The 20,683-nt window shown below is 39.6% G+C and carries 20 protein-coding genes and 1 riboswitch; of the genes, 12 read left to right on the top strand and 8 right to left on the bottom strand.

The window, feature by feature from the left end:
• Positions 1 to 93: 93 nt before the first annotated feature.
• Entirely contained in the window at positions 94 to 474 is a 381-nt protein-coding gene (locus B806_RS0104120; protein WP_000784273.1) for a hypothetical protein, read from the bottom strand.
• 132 nt (positions 475 to 606) lie between these two features.
• Between B806_RS0104120 and baeS the strand changes: the two genes are divergently transcribed.
• Positions 607 to 2,265 carry a sensor histidine kinase efflux regulator BaeS gene (gene baeS, locus B806_RS0104115; protein ID WP_031944498.1) on the top strand — a complete coding sequence of 553 codons (1,659 nt, stop codon included), beginning with the start codon at positions 607 to 609 and terminating at the stop codon, positions 2,263 to 2,265.
• A gap of 21 nt (positions 2,266 to 2,286) precedes the next feature.
• Entirely contained in the window at positions 2,287 to 2,973 is a 687-nt protein-coding gene (locus B806_RS0104110) for a response regulator (RefSeq protein ID WP_002116101.1), read from the top strand.
• Between the two features lie 70 nt (positions 2,974 to 3,043).
• Here the strand turns inward: B806_RS0104110 and B806_RS0104105 are convergent, their stop codons facing one another.
• The 3 genes from B806_RS0104105 to B806_RS0104095 all read right to left on the bottom strand — a co-directional run bounded on the left by B806_RS0104105 (position 3,044) and on the right by B806_RS0104095 (position 6,413).
• A complete protein-coding gene (locus B806_RS0104105) occupies positions 3,044 to 3,625 on the bottom strand; it encodes a L,D-transpeptidase family protein (protein WP_017385627.1) in 582 nt (193 codons plus the stop codon).
• Positions 3,626 to 3,698: 73 nt separating this feature from the next.
• A complete protein-coding gene (locus tag B806_RS0104100; RefSeq protein WP_017385626.1) occupies positions 3,699 to 5,141 on the bottom strand; it encodes a protein adenylyltransferase SelO family protein in 1,443 nt (480 codons plus the stop codon).
• A 99-nt stretch (positions 5,142 to 5,240) separates the two neighbouring features.
• Positions 5,241 to 6,413: an acyl-CoA desaturase gene (locus B806_RS0104095; RefSeq protein ID WP_017385625.1), complete on the bottom strand. Its 1,173-nt coding sequence runs from the start codon at positions 6,411 to 6,413 to the stop codon at positions 5,241 to 5,243.
• 208 nt (positions 6,414 to 6,621) lie between these two features.
• Between B806_RS0104095 and B806_RS0104090 the strand changes: the two genes are divergently transcribed.
• Positions 6,622 to 7,155 carry an META domain-containing protein gene (locus tag B806_RS0104090; protein WP_017385624.1) on the top strand — a complete coding sequence of 178 codons (534 nt, stop codon included), beginning with the start codon at positions 6,622 to 6,624 and terminating at the stop codon, positions 7,153 to 7,155.
• 28 nt (positions 7,156 to 7,183) lie between these two features.
• Here B806_RS0104090 and B806_RS0104085 read toward each other — a convergent pair whose 3' ends face one another.
• From B806_RS0104085 to B806_RS0104075, 3 genes are all read right to left on the bottom strand, one after another.
• Positions 7,184 to 7,897, bottom strand: a complete 714-nt coding sequence (locus tag B806_RS0104085; RefSeq protein ID WP_017402650.1) for a glycerophosphodiester phosphodiesterase — start codon at positions 7,895 to 7,897, stop codon at positions 7,184 to 7,186.
• A gap of 74 nt (positions 7,898 to 7,971) precedes the next feature.
• Positions 7,972 to 8,550, bottom strand: coding sequence for a cob(I)yrinic acid a,c-diamide adenosyltransferase (locus B806_RS0104080; RefSeq protein WP_017385622.1), 579 nt, complete (start codon positions 8,548 to 8,550; stop codon positions 7,972 to 7,974).
• Positions 8,551 to 8,645: 95 nt separating this feature from the next.
• A complete protein-coding gene (locus B806_RS0104075) occupies positions 8,646 to 10,562 on the bottom strand; it encodes a TonB-dependent receptor (protein WP_017402649.1) in 1,917 nt (638 codons plus the stop codon).
• A gap of 23 nt (positions 10,563 to 10,585) precedes the next feature.
• Positions 10,586 to 10,793: riboswitch (cobalamin riboswitch) on the bottom strand.
• Positions 10,794 to 10,919: 126 nt separating this feature from the next.
• Here B806_RS0104075 and B806_RS0104070 point away from each other — a divergent pair.
• The 4 genes from B806_RS0104070 to B806_RS0104055 are packed head-to-tail and all read left to right on the top strand — an operon-like array spanning position 10,920 to position 14,347.
• Positions 10,920 to 11,588 (top strand): phosphoribosylanthranilate isomerase, encoded by a 669-nt coding sequence (locus B806_RS0104070; protein ID WP_017385620.1) that lies wholly within the window; start codon positions 10,920 to 10,922, stop codon positions 11,586 to 11,588.
• Positions 11,563 to 12,792, top strand: a complete 1,230-nt coding sequence (gene trpB, locus B806_RS0104065; RefSeq protein ID WP_017385619.1) for a tryptophan synthase subunit beta — start codon at positions 11,563 to 11,565, stop codon at positions 12,790 to 12,792. Before B806_RS0104070 ends, trpB begins: the two co-directional genes overlap by 26 nt.
• A gap of 9 nt (positions 12,793 to 12,801) precedes the next feature.
• Positions 12,802 to 13,314 (top strand): DUF1543 domain-containing protein, encoded by a 513-nt coding sequence (locus tag B806_RS0104060; protein ID WP_001139542.1) that lies wholly within the window; start codon positions 12,802 to 12,804, stop codon positions 13,312 to 13,314.
• Between the two features lie 37 nt (positions 13,315 to 13,351).
• Positions 13,352 to 14,347, top strand: coding sequence for a DUF2804 domain-containing protein (locus tag B806_RS0104055; protein ID WP_005804702.1), 996 nt, complete (start codon positions 13,352 to 13,354; stop codon positions 14,345 to 14,347).
• 8 nt (positions 14,348 to 14,355) lie between these two features.
• Here B806_RS0104055 and B806_RS0104050 read toward each other — a convergent pair whose 3' ends face one another.
• A complete protein-coding gene (locus tag B806_RS0104050) occupies positions 14,356 to 15,231 on the bottom strand; it encodes a metal-dependent hydrolase (RefSeq protein WP_025465958.1) in 876 nt (291 codons plus the stop codon).
• A gap of 121 nt (positions 15,232 to 15,352) precedes the next feature.
• On the opposite strand from B806_RS0104050, the gene B806_RS0104045 reads away from it, so the two are divergent.
• The 5 genes from B806_RS0104045 (at position 15,353) to B806_RS0104025 (ending at position 20,683) form a co-directional block, all read left to right on the top strand.
• The gene (locus B806_RS0104045; RefSeq protein ID WP_017385617.1) at positions 15,353 to 16,402 is read left to right on the top strand and encodes an AraC family transcriptional regulator; all 1,050 of its coding nucleotides are present in this window, start codon (positions 15,353 to 15,355) and stop codon (positions 16,400 to 16,402) included.
• Between the two features lie 246 nt (positions 16,403 to 16,648).
• The gene (gene trpA / locus B806_RS0104040; protein WP_017385616.1) at positions 16,649 to 17,452 is read left to right on the top strand and encodes a tryptophan synthase subunit alpha; all 804 of its coding nucleotides are present in this window, start codon (positions 16,649 to 16,651) and stop codon (positions 17,450 to 17,452) included.
• Complete coding sequence (gene accD / locus B806_RS0104035; RefSeq protein ID WP_002116475.1) at positions 17,449 to 18,345, top strand: acetyl-CoA carboxylase, carboxyltransferase subunit beta; 897 nt, start codon at positions 17,449 to 17,451, stop codon at positions 18,343 to 18,345. Before trpA ends, accD begins: the two co-directional genes overlap by 4 nt.
• A complete protein-coding gene (gene folC, locus B806_RS0104030) occupies positions 18,342 to 19,628 on the top strand; it encodes a bifunctional tetrahydrofolate synthase/dihydrofolate synthase (RefSeq protein WP_017402648.1) in 1,287 nt (428 codons plus the stop codon). Before accD ends, folC begins: the two co-directional genes overlap by 4 nt.
• Complete coding sequence (locus B806_RS0104025; protein WP_031944496.1) at positions 19,619 to 20,683, top strand: SPOR domain-containing protein; 1,065 nt, start codon at positions 19,619 to 19,621, stop codon at positions 20,681 to 20,683. The genes folC and B806_RS0104025 overlap by 10 nt, the downstream gene beginning before the upstream one ends.

Here is a 20,683-nt window from a genome sequence, read left to right as displayed (position 1 = left end):
TGAAGTTTAGATGAGACAAATAGTCAAAATCGTAAATAGTTATGTATAAATAAAAGGCGCCTTCTGGCGCCTTTTGTTTTACTGTTTTTAGAATTATTTTGCTTGAGTCGCTACTGGAGCAGGGGCATTGACTGGTGGTTGAGGACGTTTTGGCTCAAAGCGGAGGTTACATGTACCTTCAAGTGTTTTATCTCCAACTTGAACATTGACAGTTTGTCCAACAGCTTTACCTTCACATGCTTTTTGAATTTGCTCAAAACGAGCTTTACGCTCTGCACGGTGTTGTTCCCATGCTGCTTTTTGTTCAGGCGTAAATTCACGGTGTTTCATACGATGGTGGTGACCATTACGTGGGCCATCTTGCATCATGCCATGTTCTGGCTTAGGTGGTTGAGTTGTTGATTGACAAGCAGCCAAACTACCCATAGTTACAATTGCTGCACTGAATAATGCAATTTTAGCCGTCATTTTCATATTTAAAGCCCTTTAATGTTGTGTTTTCTGATGGCTTAAAGATTAGATAATAAAGATGTAGAAACAATGGAGAGTTTTTCTTTTCGTTGTTGGTTACAATGCAAAATATAGCGTAAAAATGAGAGAGTGCTTTTGAACGTTCTACGTGTTCCCATTGCATTACGGTTATTTTTGACAGTCTTGCTCACCACATTGCTTATTGCGACTGCAAGCTTGAGCGTTTTGCACTGGACAATGCAAAAGAACTTTGCCAAATATGTGGCTGACGTTGAAATGCAGAAACTAGACCGCCTCATTACCAATCTGGGTGATGTTTATACGGTATACCATGATTGGGGAAATGCGATTCAGGCACAGATTTTACAAATCGAAGGAACCGCGGCTCCCGATGACTACGATCGTCTCTCGCAGTGGTGGCTTCGTCGTCAATATGACATTGCCATACAGCAGCATTCTTTTGATGAACATGCCCTTATTAATATTTCACCGCAAGTTGCACCGACCAATAAAAATACTATTTTTAGTGATGAAGAGTTAAGAACGCTTGAGCAAAATTTACCTTCTCAATATCAACCCTTTGAAGGGCTAAGATTCCCCTTAAGTGCAAACCAGTTTCGTCCAAGTGATGATAAAAATAAGTCAAAGAAGGGAAGCCTAAAAGATATTGAAACCCAAAATGGGAAGAAACGTTTTATCGCTTTACCAGACCGTTTAGGATTGAGTTCGCGTCTATCTCTATATGATGCACAGCACCAGTTTGTGGTAGGTGAACCGCCTTCTTCAGATCAAATGTCATTTCGCCCGATTATTTTAAATAATAAAGTCGTGGGATATTTAGGTTTAAAGCCTGTTTTAGATAAAGAAGACGCTTTGAGTATTAACTTTTTTAGTAATCAAAAGCGTTATTTACTCTTAATTTATGCTTTAACCTTACTTTCAAGTCTAGTTGCAGCACTGTTAATGGCGACTTATTTTAAAAAGCCAATTCAGCGTTTATTAAATGCAACCAATGAATTAACCAAAGGAAATTATCAACACCAAGTGGTCATTAAGCGAAATGATGAGCTAGGTGATTTATCAACCCAGTTGAACCATTTGGCAGAGATTTTACATCAGCATGAAGAGTCACGACGTCAATGGGTGGCAGATACTTCTCATGAATTAAAAACGCCTTTGGCTGTATTGCAAGCACAAATTGAAGCGATGCAAGACGGGATTCGAAAAGCAACTCCTGAACATTTAGATGCAATGATGCGTCAGGTTTCAAGCTTGAAAAAATTGACCCAAGACCTTGCAGACTTGGCGCAGGCAGATGCTCAGCAGCTTAAGTGTTATTTGAGCTCTGTAAATCCATGGGAAGTGGTACTACAAGAAGTTGAAAACTTTAAACCCAAACTTGAGCAGGCTGGTCTCGAAATTCAAGTTGAAGGAACAAGTTCTCCGCTATTATTAGACCGTGACCGTTTTAAACAGATTATTGTTAATTTAATTAGTAATAGTATTCGTTACACAGAAACAGGTGGCAAAATTCATATTCATACAAGCCAGACTCCTCAAGAGTGGACTTTGTATGTCGATGATAGTCCTTATGGTTTAAGTGATGAGCAGTTATCCCGTTTAGGTGAACGTTTCTATCGCGTAGATGATTCGCGTACGCGTAGTACAGGTGGAACAGGGCTGGGCTTAGCTTTGTCTTGTAAGATTGCGCAGGCGCTTGGTGGTACACTCAGTTTTGAACATTCACCATTAGGTGGTTTACGTTGTGTACTTACTTTTAAAAAGCAGAGTTAAATATAAAAGGAAAAATATCTCATGAAACATGTGATGTTGGTTGAAGATGAAGTCGAATTGGCGCATTTGGTGCGTGATTATCTTGAAGCTGCCGGTTTTGAAGTAAGTATGTTTCATGATGGTCAAGATGCCTATGCGAGTTTCCAGCAACGTAAACCAAATTTGATGATTCTGGACTTAATGGTTCCACGAATGGATGGTTTAACGATTTGCCGTAAAGTTCGTGAACAATCAGATTTACCGATTATTATGGTCACTGCCCGTACCGAAGAAATTGACCGAGTATTAGGTCTTAACATGGGAGCTGATGATTACGTATGTAAACCATTTAGCCCAAAAGAGTTAGTGGCTCGTGTACAAGCTGTTTTACGCCGTTTAGAGCGTAAGGCAGAACCTGAACAAAATGATTCTTTCCGAATTGATAAAGCACAACAAAGAATTTGGTATCAACAAAAATCGTTGAGCTTAACGCCAACCGAATTTCGCTTACTTGAGCTATTTTTAGAGCATGTGGGGCAAGTTTATTCACGTGCACAATTATTGGATCATATTAATCCAGATAGCTTTGATGTTGCCGATCGTGTGATTGACAGCCATATCAAAAACTTGCGACGAAAAATTAGTGAAGCAGCGGAAACTGGTAACCGCCATGAGTGGATTCAAGCAGTTTATGGTGTAGGTTATCGCTTCGAATATCCTGAAGAGTAAGTCTTCATAAAAGTTATTCTGTGGATAACCACAATGTTATCCACAGAAAATGTGGATAGTTTTAAAAATTTTATGGATAAATTATAATCTTAGTTTGATTGGGTACTAATTGCCAAATTTCATCTATATCTACATTTCTAACCGCGATACATCCTAACGTCCAATCCTTATGGGGCATATAAGTCGAGCTAAAAGGCATGGAGAGTAATGATTTCGGAACAGATCCATGAATCATGATATCTCCTCCTGTTGGTTGATTATGTTGCTTGGCATAAGCAATATCTTTCGCATCGGGATACGAAATATGCAAAGATTTATAGTAAGCACTTTGTGAGTTTCGCCAATCTATAGAATAAATTCCTTCAGGTGTTCTACCATCATTTTCAAAGTGTTTATGTCCTTTGGGATTAAAGCCGAGACGAATCGGATATTGCCGAATCACGTCCTGATTACTCTTGAGCAGAAGTAGGCGTTGGTTTTTAAACACTTCAATTGAGGTAACTGGCTTGGTCTTTATGAGTTCTAATATTTCTTCTTTTGAAAGCGCTTGATGGCTTGACGTAAAAGTCGGTAAATATTTTTCATAATTATAAAAAGCGATTCCCAGTAGAATGATAAGAAATGTACAAATAATGAGGGGTTTAATTTTCATATATTATTCTTTGATGTGTAAGAAACTCTCTTAAGTGTTGAGAATGACTTAAGAGAGTTTAGTTTTTTTAATATTAAGATGAACAGCTCACTGCTACATCTGGAACATCACTTGGTAATGGCCCTAAATCTTGTGGTTGCTCAAGCTCTGGTTGTCTTGTGTATGGATGATTAAGTAGCTTAAATAAACGATCTACTTCGCTAAAATCATCTCTTTCCGCTGCTTCAATAGCACGCTGAGCCATGTGATTCCGTAAAATATAAATCGGATTTGCTTTTTGCATATTTGCATCAAGTTCATCAGTATCTTGATGTTCACGAATACTTTGATATTGGCTAAGAAACTCATCAAACTGTCGAATATCAAGGCAATCATCTCGTAGAGTTTTATATTCTTTATTTTGAAGACGAATAAAACTTTGAGTGTAATCGAGTTGTTCAGTTTGTAAGATTCTTAAAAACGCAAAACTACAATCAAGGCTGTCTTTGTGGAAATGGGGAAGTCCCATTTTTTGACATAAACCTTGTCCATAGTGTTCTAAAAAGATTGGTTCAAATTGTTCTAAGCAACGTGCTAACTCTTCTTTAAACTTATCTTTTTGTTCAGGTTCAGCGAGAGGAATTAAGTTGTTTAGCCACGTCCATAAGTTCCAATGGCCTATACTTGGTTGATTTTGGTAAGTATAACGACCTTGATAATCGGAATGGTTGTTGATCCAGTTCGGGCGAAAACGCTCCATAAAGCCATATGGACCAAAATCGAGTGTTGAACCTGTAATATTTAAGTTATCGGTATTCATCACTCCATGAGCAAACCCAACCAATTGCCATTTCGCAATCATAATTGCAGTACATTCAACTACCTTTTTTGCAAAGGATAAAATTGGATTTTCAGTTTCTAAGCATTCTGGATAATGCCATTCAATACATTTTTGAGTGAATTCTGACAGCAATTCAGGCGCATATTGATTAATCCATTCGAAGTGTCCTAAACGAATATGACATTCAGATGTTCTAAGTAGCATTGCGCCTAACTCTAGTTTTTCACGCTGTACACCTTGAGTCGAGGTTGTAAAACCGACTGCATGACTAGATGCGACGCCTAAAGCATTTAGAGCATGTCCTGCTAAATATTCACGGACCACAGAACGTAATACTGCTCGCCCATCGCCCATTCTTGAATAAGGCGTAGGACCTGCACCTTTGAGATGTAGGTCAATGGTTTGACCCTTTGTATTCAGTATTTGCGCAATCAGTAAGCCACGTCCATCGCCGAGTTGTCCTGCCCATTGTCCGAATTGGTGGCCAGCATAGACCATCGCAAGAGACGGAAATTCAGGGAATGTACGCTGTCCACTACAGATCTCAACCCATGCATTTTTATCGTCTTCTGACCATTGCAGTTCATCAGCCAAAGCACTGTTAAAATGTCCTGCTTTTGCACCACGTAAAGGTGATGGTTGCTGAACATGAAATAATTTAGACGGAAGTGAAGGGTAGAGAGGATTAAACTGCATAGGCTGAGCAAAATAGAGAGAGCAGATTTCACTATAACACAGTTAAAAAGCAGGCATAAAAATAGCTCCCGAAAGAGCTATTTTAGATCAGAATTTATTTTAGTCTGACACCACGTTGGTATTCTTTTTAACACTACGCATCAGTGTTTCTAAGCATTCGCGGTGATGACTTAAACGGTGTTCAAGCAATTGAAAATCAACTTTAAGCTTATGATCCATTCTATGAATCTTTTCAGCCATTGCTGCTTTTTTCGCTTGTAACTCTTGTTCTTTAAGTTTTGCCCAATCATTTAAGGTGTGTGTAAATGCTTCGTACTCTTGTGCAATACGTTGTTTCATTTGAGTAATGTCTGCATTTACATCATGACCATAAATAGCTAGGTCTTGTTCAGCGTATTTAAATTTCATCGCCAGTTCTGCTTTTTTAATATTAAAGCTTGGAATACGACGTAAATTTTTAGCTAAACCAATTTTAGAACATGACCAGATCAACCATTTTGTTGGGTCATATTGCCACCATTTCACACCATTACGATAGTCGTATTGGAAGATATGGTGATAGTTGTGGTAACCCTCGCCCCAAGTGGCAATAGCTAACCAGAAATTATCACGTGCTGAGTTTTCGTCTGTATAAGGACGTTTACCAAACATGTGGCAAAGCGAGTTAATAAAGAATGTAACTTGATGGCTAATGATTAAACGTAAGAGACCACCTAGGAGGACTACACCCCATAGATCACCTGTTGCCCAACCAATTAAACCTAAAATACCAACATGAACTGCGACTACAAGTAGTGCGTAATATTTATGCTGGAACATGACCAATTTATCATTGAGTAGGTCTGGTGCATTTTTAAAGTCTGGCTCAGATGGTGAATGATCGCGGATCATCCAACCCATATGGGCATACCAAAAACCACGCTCAATTGAATACGGATCTTCATCAACATCATCAACATGTCGATGGTGAGTACGGTGACCAGATGCCCAGAACAAAATACTATTTTGTACGGCAAATGTTCCACCGATCATTAAAAGAATTTTAAGCGGTAACGACGCTTCATAAGCTCGGTGAGCCCAAAGGCGATGGTAACCAGCAGTAATCCCCATACTACTTAGAGCTAAAAGAAAAAATAAGCTTACCCATGCGCTTACACTAAAATCATAAAAATACGCATAAATCGGGATTATGATTGCGGCAAGAATTGGTAAACCAATTAAGGTAATGCTAGCGGTCCAGTTAATTGGGGCTTTGAGTGGGGCGGAAGTCATATCCGGCAGCGCTCCTAGAATCCTTGTGAAACAAGGTACAAAGACAAAACGACATAGCAAAACCAATCATCAAGATATATTGCTATTCTATCCTTCATATTAGCACGTGCTTAGTGAGAATCACTAGCATTATTGTACAGATGTATTGAAAGAACCGTAACAGAATTAAACTATGTCAAAGAGTTTTTCAAGCAGGAGAAGTTGTTTAATGAACGTACAACGATTGAAAAAAAAGAACAGCATTGATATTTCAAGAAAATTATCATTGAAGTGTATCTTGGTCACAATCAGTCTTGTATTAGCCGCATGTCAAAGTGCACCCGAACAAACTACGAAAAAAGTTCAACCAAAAAGAACAGTTCATCAGACTCAAACCCCTGTTGTAAAAAAGAGAGTGAGTCCAGATGGCATTCAAGATATTGATTGGCAGATCACTCAGATCAGTGGTCATAAGGCAAAATTCTTTAACCAATGGCCAACTCTTTCACTGAACTCAGCAGTCAAAACAGTATCGGGCCATACTGGCTGTAATGCTGTTTTTGGCCGTTATACATTTAATTTCAGCCAGCAAAAACTTGATATGCAAGTAAATGCAGGTCATTCAAGCTGTGATGGTGCTTTGGCTCAAGAAGCAGAGTTGGTAGATGCTTTGCAACGTATTCAACGCTTCCAACTCGTAGGTAATACGCTATATTTACTTGACCAGAATGGTCAGCGTCTCATTCAGGCACAAAAGAAATAAAAGGTGGTTTTTACCACCTTTTTTATATTTATAGGGCTTGTAACATCGTGGTTGGAATATCTGTAATTAAGCCCTGAACTTCTAAATCACGTAGTCTTTTTGCTCTTTCTACATCATTGACTGTCCAGACACTAATGTTCAAACCAGCTTGATGTGATAATTGAATCATTTCATCTGTTGCCAGCTGATCGTGCCAACCAATATGACAGCACCCATACTGATGCGCGAGTTCAATCGCTGTTGCGCCAACCGGAAGTTCAACTAACAATCCGCGTTTAAATTGAGAGTTTATATCGCGTAAGGCAGTTAAAATTTGAAGATCAAAACTTGTGATGGTTACAACTTTCTCAAAACCCTGTAATTCAGTCTCAAGCTTTTGAACGAGTTTTTCGGCCAACACCATATCTCTTACAGCTTTAACTTCAACTTCAATATGATCGAAATTATCAAGTAAATTTAAAACACCTTTTAGTGTAGGCGTTGGTTCAGAGGTTGGCCAATTGGGCCAGCTTTGACGATGATCAAATGACAACGCTTGAGCCAAAGTAGATTGCTCTACAACTTGATCGACTCCAGCTGTACGTAAAAAACTATCATCATGAATAACAACTAACTCTTGGTCTTGAAGCTGACGAATATCGAATTCGACACCACGAATACCTAAATTTTTTATGTGCTGAAACCCACCAAGTGTATTTTCAGGAGCTTCTCGGCGTGCACCACGATGACCAATAATGCGCATAATTTTCTTCTATGAAATATTTTGACTATGGTCTCTTTAAAAAGACCAGAGACCATGTTTAATCTAATCTATTTTTAAATAATCTCATTAATATTTTTTTGCCAAAGTACTTCTTGTCCGCCTTCGGCACGCTGTAAAGCGCGTGATGCGACAAATAACCAGTCAGATAGACGGTTTAAAAGCTGGAGCGCCGTGGTTTGAATATTTTGATCACGAGTTTGCACCGACATGAGTGATCGCTCTGCACGACGACAAACGGCACGAGCTTGATGAGCATAACTACAAGATAAAGAACCAGATGGTAGAATAAACTCCTTAAGCATCGGTAAGTCTTCATTCATACGGTCAATTTCTTTTTCAAGAAATTCAATACAAACGGGCTGGAGTAGATTGTAATTTGGAATACAAACCTCTCCACCTAAATCAAAAAGCCAATGTTGAATCAGACTTAAGCTTTTATCCCAATCAGCCTTATCAGTTACTTGGCTATCTGTGATTTGAGCACGAAGTACCCCAATAATGGCGTTGAGTTCATCAACATCACCAAGTGCCGTAATTCGTAAATCATCCTTGGCAACACGAGAACCATCGCCTAAACCTGTTGTACCTGAGTCGCCTGTGCGTGTATAGATTTTGCTTAAACGGTGTCCCATGATGGATATCCTGAACATAAAAAAGGGATAATGTCGGTCAGAACATTACCCCGAAACTGGAGTTAAGAAAATATTTTTATAGTTGGCGTGAGTAATTAATAACGGAAAGTTACGCCAACAGAAGCTTGACGGCCACCGTTCACATACCAGTTACTAAAGTTGTAAACTGTTTTATATTCAGCATCACCTACATTTTCGATATTAGTAAATACTTTAACGTTTGGATTGATATTCCAGTAAGCATTTAAATCGACAGTAGCATAGCCTGGTACTTTTTGTGGATTAGAGCTATTCTGCGCATTAGAGCTAGAGCGGGCAATAACAGAAGCGCTAACACCGTAAACAGCATTTTCTAAGCCTGTAGTTAAGGTAAGTGTTTGTTTAGGTCGATAAGCAATTTCTAAACCAGTTTCTTTATTCTCAGTTTTTACATAGGCATATTCAGTCGATAAAAATAGATCATCTTGTTTCCATTTAAATCCAACTTCTCCACCAGAAAATTGTGCTTTGTTTAGATTTTCATAAGTACTTGTCGTTGTATTAGTTGCAACATCAAAGCTTGAAGTTGAGGCAATTAAATTTTTGACGTCTGTTTTGTATGCCGATAAATATGCTGTTAATGCAGGAGTAAACTGATGATCTAAGCCAATTTCATATGAAGTACTTTCTTCTGGTTTTAGATTAGTATTCCCATAAGTATGATAAATTCCAAAAGAACCATAATCCGCTTCGCTGTGATAATACAATTCAGTAAGTGACGGAGCTCTAAATGCTGTTCCGATATTTGCATATATACTGGTTGACGGTAATACAAAGTAACGAATAGCCCCTTGTCCTACATTATGTGTTCCAAATTTTTCATTATCTTCGAGGCGGACGCCTAATTGCGTGCTGATTTTATCAGTTTTATATTGATGTTGTAGATAATAGCCAGTAGAGTCAATATCTTGCTTTCCATTTAAAATGGAGGCATCTTGATACTCTGTATTATCAATACTTGTGCCAACCAAGATGTTTTGTGCCTGTGTAAATTGCCACTTAACATTTAAATCACCTTCATTGCGTTTAGTGTCGGCATGATAAGGTGATGATTCACGATAATCTTGTGTATCTTTAAAATTAGAATATCTTGTATTGATAGTGATATTAGATGTAGGTTTATATTCGACTCTAGTGCTGAATAATTGATTGTCAAACTCACGTTTAGCTGTATTGCTTATGCCACCATTGTCTGAATAATTATTAGCACCCTTGTTTTGAGAAATTTCAACATTTGCATTTAGGTTGTTCTTGTTGTCATAACCTATTTTTGCGCTATAACCTTTTTGATCATAAGCAGCTTTTAAATTGTCTGGTTGAGTGTTGAAAATATGCGTTCCATCACTTTCCATACTTTGCCCACGAATTTGAGCAAAGAACCCTTCATTGCTGACTAAATCTGTTCCAATAATCGCTTTATAAGTATTATCTTCACCATAAATACCTGTAACGAATGCAGAGTTTCTTTCAGGTGAAGATGTAATCATTTGGATCACACCGCCAATCGCATCAGTACCATATTGAACTGATGCAGGACCTTTTAAGATTTCAATGCGGTCAAGATTAGTTGTATCTAAAAGTTCAGGATAGATCGGAGAAAGGGTATTTGGAGTATTTAGACGTGCTCCATCTTTTAATAACAGTACATGATTTGGATTTGTACCACGAATCAAAAGATTAGTGCCTTGTCCAAGACCACCATTTTGTTTGATATAAATAGATGCATCTTTTTGTAAGATACTAGATAAATTTGAAATAGGATTTTTTTCAATTTCTTCTTTTGAAATCACTGAAATACGCGCCGGAACTTCACTCGCTTTTTCAGCACTTTTGGAAGCAGTCACTACAATTGGATCAAGCTGAGTTACATTCGTTGTATCTTCAGCAAAAATAACAGGTGAAAACCCCATCGCAATAGCGATAGCCCCTACCAGACGAGTAGGTTGAAAAGACTTAGACATAACATGCTCCATACATTCACCCCACGTGAATGATCGGGTAGATAGATGAAACAAGTAGGTCTCCGGACTTCAGCGCCATATTTAATTTATGGACATATTCACCTTCCCACATTACTGCAGTGGTGTAAGTCGAGAACGACTTAAAAAATATGCTTTACATTGTTACCGTTGCGGGGGCAGTGCCGGACTTTCACCAGCTTCCCTAAAGCATGAATTGCTTACACTTGTTTCCAATTTTACGCAGTATAAAGTGGCGATTTACTTCATACAATGTCATTTGGAGCAATTCCCTGAGAACTTTTACGCAAGGGACAAAAATTGCATTACAATGGCGCTTATTTTAAGAAATGGTTGTAGTTTAGGCAGATCATGAGCCAATCAAACCAAAAACGTACACGAGCAAAAATCTGTGGAATTACTCGTATTCAAGATGTTCAAGCAGTTGTTGCTGCTGGAGCAGATGCGATTGGTTTTGTTTTTTTTCCGCCAAGCCCAAGACATGTTACGGTTGAACAGGCCCAAGAATTAGCAAAAGTAATTCCACCTTATGTACAAATGATAGGTTTGTTTGTAAATGCGAGTGCTACTGAAATTCAGGATGTACTTGATTGTGTTCCCCTAGATGTATTACAACTACATGGCGATGAAACTCCAGAACAATGTCAGGAAATAGCTCGCTATTGTAAACGTCGCTGGTATAAAGCGATTCAGGTTAAACCTGATTTAGATGTAATTGCTGAAATTCAAAAATATCAGGCGGCTGGTGCCAGTGCTGTATTGCTCGATGCGTGGCATCCTGAGCTTAAAGGGGGCACAGGACATCAGTTTGACTGGTCTAAATTCCCAAAACTTGATATTCCTTTAATCTTGGCAGGTGGTTTAACCCCTGACAATGTCATAGACGCTATTCATACTACCGGTGCTTTTGCAGTAGATGTGAGCGGAGGCGTAGAATCCGCAAAAGGTATAAAAGACCAACAACTCATTGAAAGATTTATGCAAGGAGTCCAACGTGGATCAGCAAAACAATGTGATTGACTATACACAGTACCCAGATGCTGCAGGGCATTTTGGTATCCATGGCGGACGTTTTGTGTCAGAAACTTTAATGGCGGCATTAGAAGATTTAGAAAATCTCTATTCCCGCATGAAAAATGATGAACAGTTTCTGGCAGAATTCGACCGCGATCTCGCCTACTATGTAGGTCGTCCTAGTCCACTTTATTATGCTGAGCGATGGTCAAAAGAGTTAGGTGGTGCGCAAATTTATCTTAAACGTGAAGACTTGAACCATACTGGCTCACACAAGGTAAACAACACGATTGGTCAGGCGTTATTGGCAAAGCTTTCTGGTAAAAAACGTATTATTGCCGAGACGGGCGCTGGGCAACATGGTGTTGCAACTGCAACGATTGCAGCACGTTTAGGTCTTGAATGTGTTGTTTATATGGGGGCCGAAGACGTTAAGCGTCAAGCCATGAACGTTTACCGTATGCGTTTGTTGGGCGCTACAGTTATTCCTGTACAAAGTGGTTCTAAAACGCTGAAAGATGCCATGAACGAAGCGATGCGTGACTGGGTAACCAACGTTGATACGACATACTATGTAATTGGTACAGTTGCAGGCCCACATCCATACCCTCAACTCGTTCGTGACTTCCAGTCGATCATTGGCCGTGAAGCACGCAAACAGATTTTGGAACAAGCAGGTCGCTTACCAGATGCATTAGTTGCCTGTGTAGGTGGTGGTTCAAATGCAATGGGCTTGTTCTATCCATTCTTAAACGATGCCAACGTGAAAATGTATGGTGTTGAAGCAGCTGGTTTTGGTATTGAAACTGGTAAACACTCTGCGCCGTTAAATGCAGGTCATGTGGGTGTATTACATGGTAATCGTACTTACTTGATGAGTGATGAACAAGGTCAGATTATTGAGACACATAGTATCTCGGCGGGCCTTGATTATCCGGGTGTTGGCCCTGAACATAGCTTCTTGAAAGATATGAAGCGTGTAGAGTACGTGCCGATTAATGATACAGAAGCTCTACAAGGTTTCCGTGATTTAACTAAAATTGAAGGGATTATTCCTGCGCTTGAAAGCTCGCATGCGATGGCTTATGTCTCTAAGCTTGCACCGACGATGTCTAAAGATCAGATTATTATTGCGACTGTTTCAGGTCGTGGTGATAAAGATTTAATGACAGTTGCACGTATTGATGGCGTAGAAATGGTCGAGATGTAAGAGGATATAATGCCAAGTTTGTTTATGGTGATGTTAGGCGGGCGTCATGCACGCGCTAATACAGAAGTTCATGATGTAGTCATGGCTGTAGGAGATACTTTGGAAGAAGTTTATCCTCAACTTAAACAGGCTTGGTTTGGTGAGGCTCAAGGATTACATATTGATGCTTGGGCCAAGCTCTCTGGTGTTAGCTCTCAAGGGCAAAATTATCAAATTCACTTTACAGATGCTGCTCCACAACCAGATGATTTAAAATTATATTTAATTAATCTAGGTGGATATAATGCAAGTGAATTCGGTGAACTTCACCGTTATGAGTTTGTGGTTGCACCGAATGCGGTAGCTGCCAAACAATTAGGTAAACAATTTATAGATCGGCAGTGGCAAAAAGCACATACAGATCGAGTCATTGATATTGATGACTGCTTAGCAATAGATTGTGTAGCAGGGCGCTATATTCATTTAATAAAAGGCGATTTTGCTGAAACAATTTGGGAAAATACGTATTTGACCGTGGTATAGGTCATTTGAAATCTAATATTCATATGGAAGTGGGTAAATGGATTTAATTCAAGAAAATGGACAGCCTCGCTACGGGCGTTTTGAATCTGTACCGTCAACCATTCACGTACAACATTATATTTATAAAACCCCTTATGGTAAGGTCCTTAAAGGCTGGCGTAAGCAATTAAAATATAAAAAATTTAAATTCTGCGGCATTCAACATAAACACTATAGTATTGGTCTGGCAATTGCAGATATTGGCTGGGTTGGGCATGGCTTTTTCTATATTTATGACCATGAAACAGGGCAAGTCATCGAGTGGAATGCCATTCAGCCTTTAGGTCATAAAACCTACCTTGATGAACAACCTTTATTTAATCAAAGTTATTTTTCTAAATCTCCTTATCAGTTTGATATCCAGCATGCCAATGGTGTGCGATACATTCGAGTCACTAAATATGGTGAGATTCAACTTAGCGCTCGTATTTTTTGTGCTGGAACCGATATATTAAGTTTGTGTACACCAACTGGCATCAATGGTTGGACTTATACCCAAAAGCAGACCACATTGGCTGTAGAGGGAATGTTTATTAATAAGCAAAACCAAGTCGTACAATTTGATGAAAAGACATTTGCCTCTTTAGATGATACCTGCGGTTTTTTGCGACCTGAAACGGCTTGGTTCTGGCTTTCATGTAATTTCTGGGATGAGCAAGGGCGTCGTATAGGGCTAAATCTGGCTTCTGGTGTTAATGAAAGTTTTGGTAATGAAAACTGCTTATGGATTAACGGAGTCTTATTTCCACTAACTGATGTTTTATTTGAAAAAGTAAATGATGAGCTTTGGCAAATTAGCTCTTTAGATCAAAAGCTTAATCTCCAAGTGCATATTGGTTGGTGCCGATATGAAAATATAAACTTAAGAATGATCGGCAGCCAGTTCAATCAGTGGCAAGCTAAAATTAGCGGCGCGATTGAGCATGAGGCAACCGATATCATCAATTGCAACGAACAATATGGTTTACTAGAACAACATTATGCGAAATGGTAACAAGCAGGTTATAAACCTGCTTGCCAGAATGCCTCACCAGCTGCAATAGGATCATTTGTCTTTTCGAGTGTTTCAATCCAAACAGGATATTGACGAATGACTGGATGCTGACTTGGATGAAAGTCTTTTTTAAACCAATCTAAATATTGGCTTTTCATGGCAGTTAATGTGCCATTTTTGCCGAAGAACCAAGGTAAACCTTTAAGGTTCATCAAGAGTCTTTCTCTTGGACTAAAGCCATCACATTTCAACATGATGTTGGTGCGATAGAGTGTAAAGCCAAACATTAGTACTGTCGTAAGAACCAATACAAAACGACGAGTCGACTCAGGAACTTCACCTACTTGTTTCATGACATCAAAAGCAACATCGCGGTGCTCCATCTCTTCAATGGCATGCCACGCGAATAGCGCTCGAACATAGGGGTGAGCATTTTCCAAAGTTTTTTTATTGCTATAAAAAGTTTCCGCCATTAACGCTGTTAAATGTTCAGCTGCCGCCGTCATTGCAATATTGTATTGCGGTGAACGTTTGGTGAGTTCAAAACGAAAAATTCTTTTAAGTGTGGTTGTGAACTGGTCAACAGGCATGCCTTGCTCTTTCATGAGCTGATTCATTTTGTCATGAGCAATACCGTGTTGAGCTTCTTGTTTAATAAAGTCCGCAACCCGTTTTTGTAGTTCGGGATCATCAATTTTGTCTCGGAACATACGGACACATTCAATAAAATAACGCTCTCCATCTGGAAAGGTTAAGCTGAGCGCATCAAACATACGAGTCAAAAAAGGATCATTATTAAACCAAAAGCGAGGCGCTTCGTTTAAATGAAAATCCAGATCTTTACGAACCACTGGCTCGACCTGATAAGAAACATGTGCGTTCATATTTTTATTTCTCGCATCTAACATGTTCATTAGTATGTCGCTAATAGTCGGCTTTGTTTTGACAGTTATTGCCAATTTTTATACAGTTTGCGACAAGATGGCATTAAAAAAAGGATGAGCCATGCAGGATTTTACGATTTCAAATGGTTATTTTTATCTTTGGAATACTTATCTAAAAGAAAAAGGAATCGATTGGCATGCATTAAACCTTACAGATGTTCAGGCCCGTCAAGTTCAAAATATTTTAGCTTCATCTATTGATGCCCAATCTTCTTTAAACTTTTTTCTTGAACTTTTAGAGCTGACAGAGTCTCGTCTACAAGTTTCTAATTTAGCCCTAGAAATGGCAACTTGTATTACACCTGCCAATTTTGGTGTACTGGGATACATGGCTTCTCGAAGTGGCAGCTTCTCAGAGGTTCTTGAATATGTCATGAAATTTCATCGTCTCGTGATTGACGGTGAGCAAGTCGTGCCTATGCAAGTTGAACAAGATGCTTCTAACATTCGTTTGTATTGGCCGTTAGTTGATGCCAGTAATATCATACTTTGTGAGCTGACTTTAGCTGCTATGGTGCAGCTTGCTAAACAAATTGCTCCTTTCCATGATTTTCTCTTGCAGCATGTTGAGTTCGTACACCGCTCACGTGGCCCATTAGTTCACTATCAGCGTTTCTTTCAATGCAAATTATCATTTGAGCAACCTTACTATGCATTAACTTTTGCAAGTGAGGGATTGAATGTTCGTCCTCGACATGCAGACCCTAGCTTAATGCAACTTTTAGTGAAACAAGCAGAAGAGGCATTGGCTCAGCGGAAAATACATACAGATTTAGCTCAGCAAATACATTGGATTGTTCATGAATATTTCAAACACAAGCAACAAGCCCCTAAAATAGAGGATATTGCCATCGAGTTGAATATTTCAGTACGTAGCTTGCAGCGTCAATTACAGTCATTAAATACTTCATTTAAATTAATTTTAGATACTGAACGCATGAAACGCTGTGAAATATTACTTCACCAAAATGAAAGCCTCACTACAATTGCTGAACAGTTGGGATATTCGGATCAGTCGGCACTTGCGCGTGCTCATAAAAATTTGACAGGACAAACTTTACTCACGCGGAAAAGGGAATTACAACTCGCCAATAAAAATATTGAGAAATAAGTTTTGTGTGGTGATTTTTTGATCGGGTGGCAATCTAATAATGGCTCGAAAATAGGAAGCTTTGATCATTGAGAAAAGTTTCAAAATATTGATAAATGTACACCATGGGTTGTATGAATCATACAATCGAATATCGCCATAACGTTAGACCTGTTCAATGGACAAAAAATAGCGTTAAAATGCGATGTTCTTGTATTTCTACAAACAACTCCTCAATTTTAAATAATTCAAGGAAAGCACAACCCTATGTCACGTCTTGCCACCCGTTTTGAAAAGCTTAAGTCCCAACAACGTAAAGCGCTTGTATCTTATGTTATGGCGGGTGATCCACAGCCACAAGTAACGGTTCCGTTACTGCATAAAATGGTTGCGGCAGGAGTAGATGTCATTGAGCTTGGTTTACCATTTTCAGATCCAATGGCTGATGGTCCGGTAATTGCGCTTGCAGCTGAACGTGCGCTTGCGGCAGGGACTAACACGTTGGATGCACTCAACATGGTAAAAGAGTTCCGTGAGCAGGATCAGGAAACACCTGTTGTTTTAATGGGTTATCTGAATCCGGTTGAAGTGATTGGTTACGAGAAGTTTGTTTCTCATGCGAAACAATGTGGTGTAGATGGCTTATTACTTGTGGATTTACCACCAGAAGAGTCAAAAGAGTTTGGTACTGTGTTGAAACAACATGATATGGACCAAATTTTCTTGCTTGCGCCAACTTCTACAGATCAACGTATTCAACATGTGACTAATCAGGCAAGTGGTTTTATTTACTACGTTTCACTTAAGGGTGTAACTGGAGCAGCAACACTTGATACGGCAGAAGCTGCTGCGCGTATTCAAAAAATCAAAAATGCCACTAATATTCCAGTGGGTGTTGGTTTTGGTATTAGTGATGCTGCTTCAGCAAAAGCAATGGGTAATGTTGCTGATGCCGTGATTGTAGGTAGTGCTTTCGTTAAAAATTTTGCAACGTTGGCAGCGGATGACGCTGTTGAACAGACGGTGAGTAAAGTCAAGGAGCTTCGAGCAGCGCTCGATGAGTTAGTATGAATCAAGAAGTGAAACCAGGGAAAGTTCTTAGCCCTTCGACACCATGGACAAAACGTCCGGTTCCAGGTATTGAAGTCGCAGATGAGCAACAAATTCTCAAAGCAACATTTACTGAGCCAACGATTGAATGCCCTGAATGTCATGCACTAGTGACACGTACAGCAATTTCTTTCAATGCATATGTTTGTCCGCAATGCGACGAACATTTACGAATGAAAGCTCGTGACCGCTTGAACTGGTTCTTCGATAATGTTGTAACTGAATTGGGTCAAGAATTTACTGCTAAAGATCCATTAAAGTTTGTCGACTCTAAACCGTATCCAGATCGTATGCGTGAAGCGCAAAGCAAAACTGGTGAAACGGAAGCGTTAATTGCCATGCAAGGTAACTTAAATGGCGTAGATATGATTGCATGTGCTTTTGAGTTCGACTTTATGGGCGGCTCAATGGGTACAGTTGTCGGTGACCGTTTTGTAAAGGCTGCCGAGCTTGCAATTGAAAAACGTCAGCCATTAATCTGTTTCGCAGCTTCTGGCGGCGCGCGTATGCAAGAAGGTATGTTGTCGCTTATGCAAATGGCGCGTACTTCTGCTGCGATTCAAAAATTAAAAGATGCTGGCTTACCATATATCGTTGTGTTAACACATCCTGTGTATGGTGGTGTAACAGCTTCTTTAGCAATGTTGGGTGATATTCATATTGCTGAACCTAAAGCGATGATTGGCTTTGCTGGTAAGCGTGTAATTGAACAGACTGTACGTGAAACTCTTGAAGAACCGTTCCAACGTGCTGAATATTTGCTTGATCATGGTGTAATCGATCAGATTGTTCATCGTCATGCTTTACGTGATACTGTATCTCGACTTGTATCGAAATTGATGAACTTACCTTGAACCAACAAGCTCCACTTTCAATAGACTCTTTAGATACATGGCTCAATTATTGGAGCCATGTTCACGTTACAGGGATAGATCTTGGTCTGGAACGTGTAATTCCTGTTGCAGAAAAGCTGGGTGTAACTCAGCCTAATGCTAAAGTTTTTACAGTAGCCGGAACGAATGGTAAAGGCTCAACCACAACCACACTGGCTGCGATATTAAACGTACAGGGTTATAAAGTTGGGTTATATCAGTCACCGCATATCTATCGCTTTAATGAGCGAGTTAAGTTAGGTGGAGTTGAAGTCGATGATCAAAGTCTGATTGATGCTTTTGTTCAAGTCGATCAGGCTCGTCGCGATTGTGATTTAAGCTTATCTTTTTTTGAAGCAACCACTTTGGCTGCTTTTGTTATTTTTAAACAACAACAATGTGATATATGGGTGCTCGAAGTTGGTTTGGGCGGGCGCTTAGATGTCGTCAATGTGATTGACCCCGACATTGCAGTAATTACTAATATTGGCCTAGATCACACAGATTGGCTAGGCGATACCATCGAAAAAATTGCTTTTGAAAAAGCAGGCATTATTCGTCCATATATTCCGGTTATCTTCGCGGGTGAGCAACAATTACCGCAAGCAATTCAAGATAAAGCGCAAAGTTCACAAGCAGACTTATATACCGTTAATCGTGATTATTTTTATAAGCTCGCAGAAGATGGACAAAACTGGTACTTTGCTTCGGAAGGAACCACTTTAAAACTTCCTTTAGGTACATTAGCGATTGAAAATATTGCAGGAGCAGTTGCGGCCATTTTAAATAGCGGACTTGAAATTTCTCAGTCAGCATTAGAAAAAGGTATTCAATCTGCTCGCTTAGCAGGGCGTTTTGAACAGCGTCAAGTGGATGGGAAGACGGTCATTTTTGATGCTGGGCACAATCCACATGGTGTTGAATTTTTGTTAAAGCAATTGCGAAATTTCTTAGAATACAATAAACAGTACACAGAAGTTGTCGCAGTATTTTCAATGCTGGCAGATAAAGATATAAAATCAGTAGTCGATTTATTGAAACCTACTGTTTTACATTGGAAAATTGCTGAATTGAATGTGCCGCGTGCTGCACCGATTCAGCAACTCAATGATGCCTTGCAAGGCCAGACAGTACAACAATATGGCAATATCAAAGAGGCTTTTAAATCAGCGCTTGAGCAAACAAATAACAATCAGCTGATTTTGGCCTGTGGTTCGTTTCATACTTTAGAAGCGATTTGGGAGTATTTGGAAGAATGTCAATGAATAACAAACAACGCTGGATGGGTGGCGTTGTTTTACTAGGAGGTGGTGTTTTATTGGCAGCATTACTTCTAAAAGGAAATGAGGAAATAAAACAGGTTGAAGCTCAACCATCCGCATCCGCATCCACATCGCCAAAAACTCAAACTAAACCAAAACAGACAACTGAAGGGCAAATGGTACAACTACAACCGCTTGCGGTTGATGTTGAAACTGAAAAACGTTTGCTAGAAGAACAGCGTCGTGCGCGTGAAAAGGCCGTTGCTGAACAAGAAGCACGTGCAGCTGAGTTCTTAGCAATGCAGCAGCAAGCTGAAGCTGATGCTGCTCGTAAAGCTGCAGCAGAGTACGCTGCGATTAATGCGCGCCGTACAGCGGCTCAAGAAAGTTCAGATAATATTCCACCGGAGTTAGTGGGTGAGGCGAAAGCAAAAAACCAGCAAACCAATACGGTGAATAAAACAACTGATACTTCAAAAATAGATGCAGACAAAAAAGCTGCTGAAGCAAAACGCCAAGCAGAAGCAGACAAGAAAGCGGCTGATGCTAAGCGTCAAGCAGAAGCAGACAAGAAAGCCGCTGAAGCAAAACGCCAAGCAGAAGCAGACAGGAAAGCAGCTGAAGCTAAACGACAGGCAGAAGCTGATAAAAAGGCTGCAGAAGCGAAACGCCAAGCAGAAGCAGACAAAAAAGCTGCTGAAGCCAAACGACAAGTAGAAGCTGATAAAAAAGCCTCTGATGCTAAACGAAAAGCTGAAGCTGAGAAAAAAGCTGAAGCTGAAAAAGCACGTGAACTGCTTGAAAATGGCGATAAAAAGTGGATGGTTCAAGTCGCTTTGGCTGCTAACCAAGCAAATGCAGATGCAGTTGTTTCTAAATTACGAGCTAAAGGCTATAAGGTCACTACAAGCCCAACCAGTAAGGGGATTCGTATTATGGTTGGACCTGCAAAAGACCGTGATACAGCAGATGCTGCTCGTAAGAAAATTACTTCTGATTCAAGTTTAAACATGAAATCAGCGTGGGTGATTGACTGGGTGCCGTTAGACCAACGTTAA

Origin of the sequence: Acinetobacter sp. TG2027 (assembly GCF_000302435.1) — a bacterium.
In the GTDB taxonomy this organism is placed as follows: Bacteria; Pseudomonadota; Gammaproteobacteria; order Pseudomonadales; family Moraxellaceae; genus Acinetobacter; species Acinetobacter pittii.
The sequence above is the reverse complement of the archived record's forward strand: the minus strand, read 5'-3'. Positions and strand labels throughout refer to the sequence as shown.

What these genes read in the sequence shown, in the direction of transcription:
- B806_RS0104045 (WP_017385617.1), top strand. Translation starts at nt 15,353, where the DNA reads ATGCAGGATTTTACGATTTCAAATGGTTATTTTTATCTTTGGAATACT.
- B806_RS0104095 (WP_017385625.1), bottom strand. Translation starts at nt 6,413, where the DNA reads ATGACTTCCGCCCCACTCAAAGCCCCAATTAACTGGACCGCTAGCATT.
- B806_RS0104055 (WP_005804702.1), top strand. Translation starts at nt 13,352, where the DNA reads ATGGATTTAATTCAAGAAAATGGACAGCCTCGCTACGGGCGTTTTGAA.
- B806_RS0104105 (WP_017385627.1), bottom strand. Translation starts at nt 3,625, where the DNA reads ATGAAAATTAAACCCCTCATTATTTGTACATTTCTTATCATTCTACTG.
- B806_RS0104080 (WP_017385622.1), bottom strand. Translation starts at nt 8,550, where the DNA reads ATGGGACACCGTTTAAGCAAAATCTATACACGCACAGGCGACTCAGGT.
- B806_RS0104075 (WP_017402649.1), bottom strand. Translation starts at nt 10,562, where the DNA reads ATGGAGCATGTTATGTCTAAGTCTTTTCAACCTACTCGTCTGGTAGGG.
- B806_RS0104025 (WP_031944496.1), top strand. Translation starts at nt 19,619, where the DNA reads ATGTCAATGAATAACAAACAACGCTGGATGGGTGGCGTTGTTTTACTA.
- B806_RS0104085 (WP_017402650.1), bottom strand. Translation starts at nt 7,897, where the DNA reads ATGCGCATTATTGGTCATCGTGGTGCACGCCGAGAAGCTCCTGAAAAT.
- B806_RS0104100 (WP_017385626.1), bottom strand. Translation starts at nt 5,141, where the DNA reads ATGCAGTTTAATCCTCTCTACCCTTCACTTCCGTCTAAATTATTTCAT.
- B806_RS0104110 (WP_002116101.1), top strand. Translation starts at nt 2,287, where the DNA reads ATGAAACATGTGATGTTGGTTGAAGATGAAGTCGAATTGGCGCATTTG.
- B806_RS0104120 (WP_000784273.1), bottom strand. Translation starts at nt 474, where the DNA reads ATGAAAATGACGGCTAAAATTGCATTATTCAGTGCAGCAATTGTAACT.
- accD (WP_002116475.1), top strand. Translation starts at nt 17,449, where the DNA reads ATGAATCAAGAAGTGAAACCAGGGAAAGTTCTTAGCCCTTCGACACCA.
- B806_RS0104070 (WP_017385620.1), top strand. Translation starts at nt 10,920, where the DNA reads ATGAGCCAATCAAACCAAAAACGTACACGAGCAAAAATCTGTGGAATT.
- B806_RS0104090 (WP_017385624.1), top strand. Translation starts at nt 6,622, where the DNA reads ATGAACGTACAACGATTGAAAAAAAAGAACAGCATTGATATTTCAAGA.
- B806_RS0104050 (WP_025465958.1), bottom strand. Translation starts at nt 15,231, where the DNA reads ATGAACGCACATGTTTCTTATCAGGTCGAGCCAGTGGTTCGTAAAGAT.
- B806_RS0104060 (WP_001139542.1), top strand. Translation starts at nt 12,802, where the DNA reads ATGCCAAGTTTGTTTATGGTGATGTTAGGCGGGCGTCATGCACGCGCT.
- trpA (WP_017385616.1), top strand. Translation starts at nt 16,649, where the DNA reads ATGTCACGTCTTGCCACCCGTTTTGAAAAGCTTAAGTCCCAACAACGT.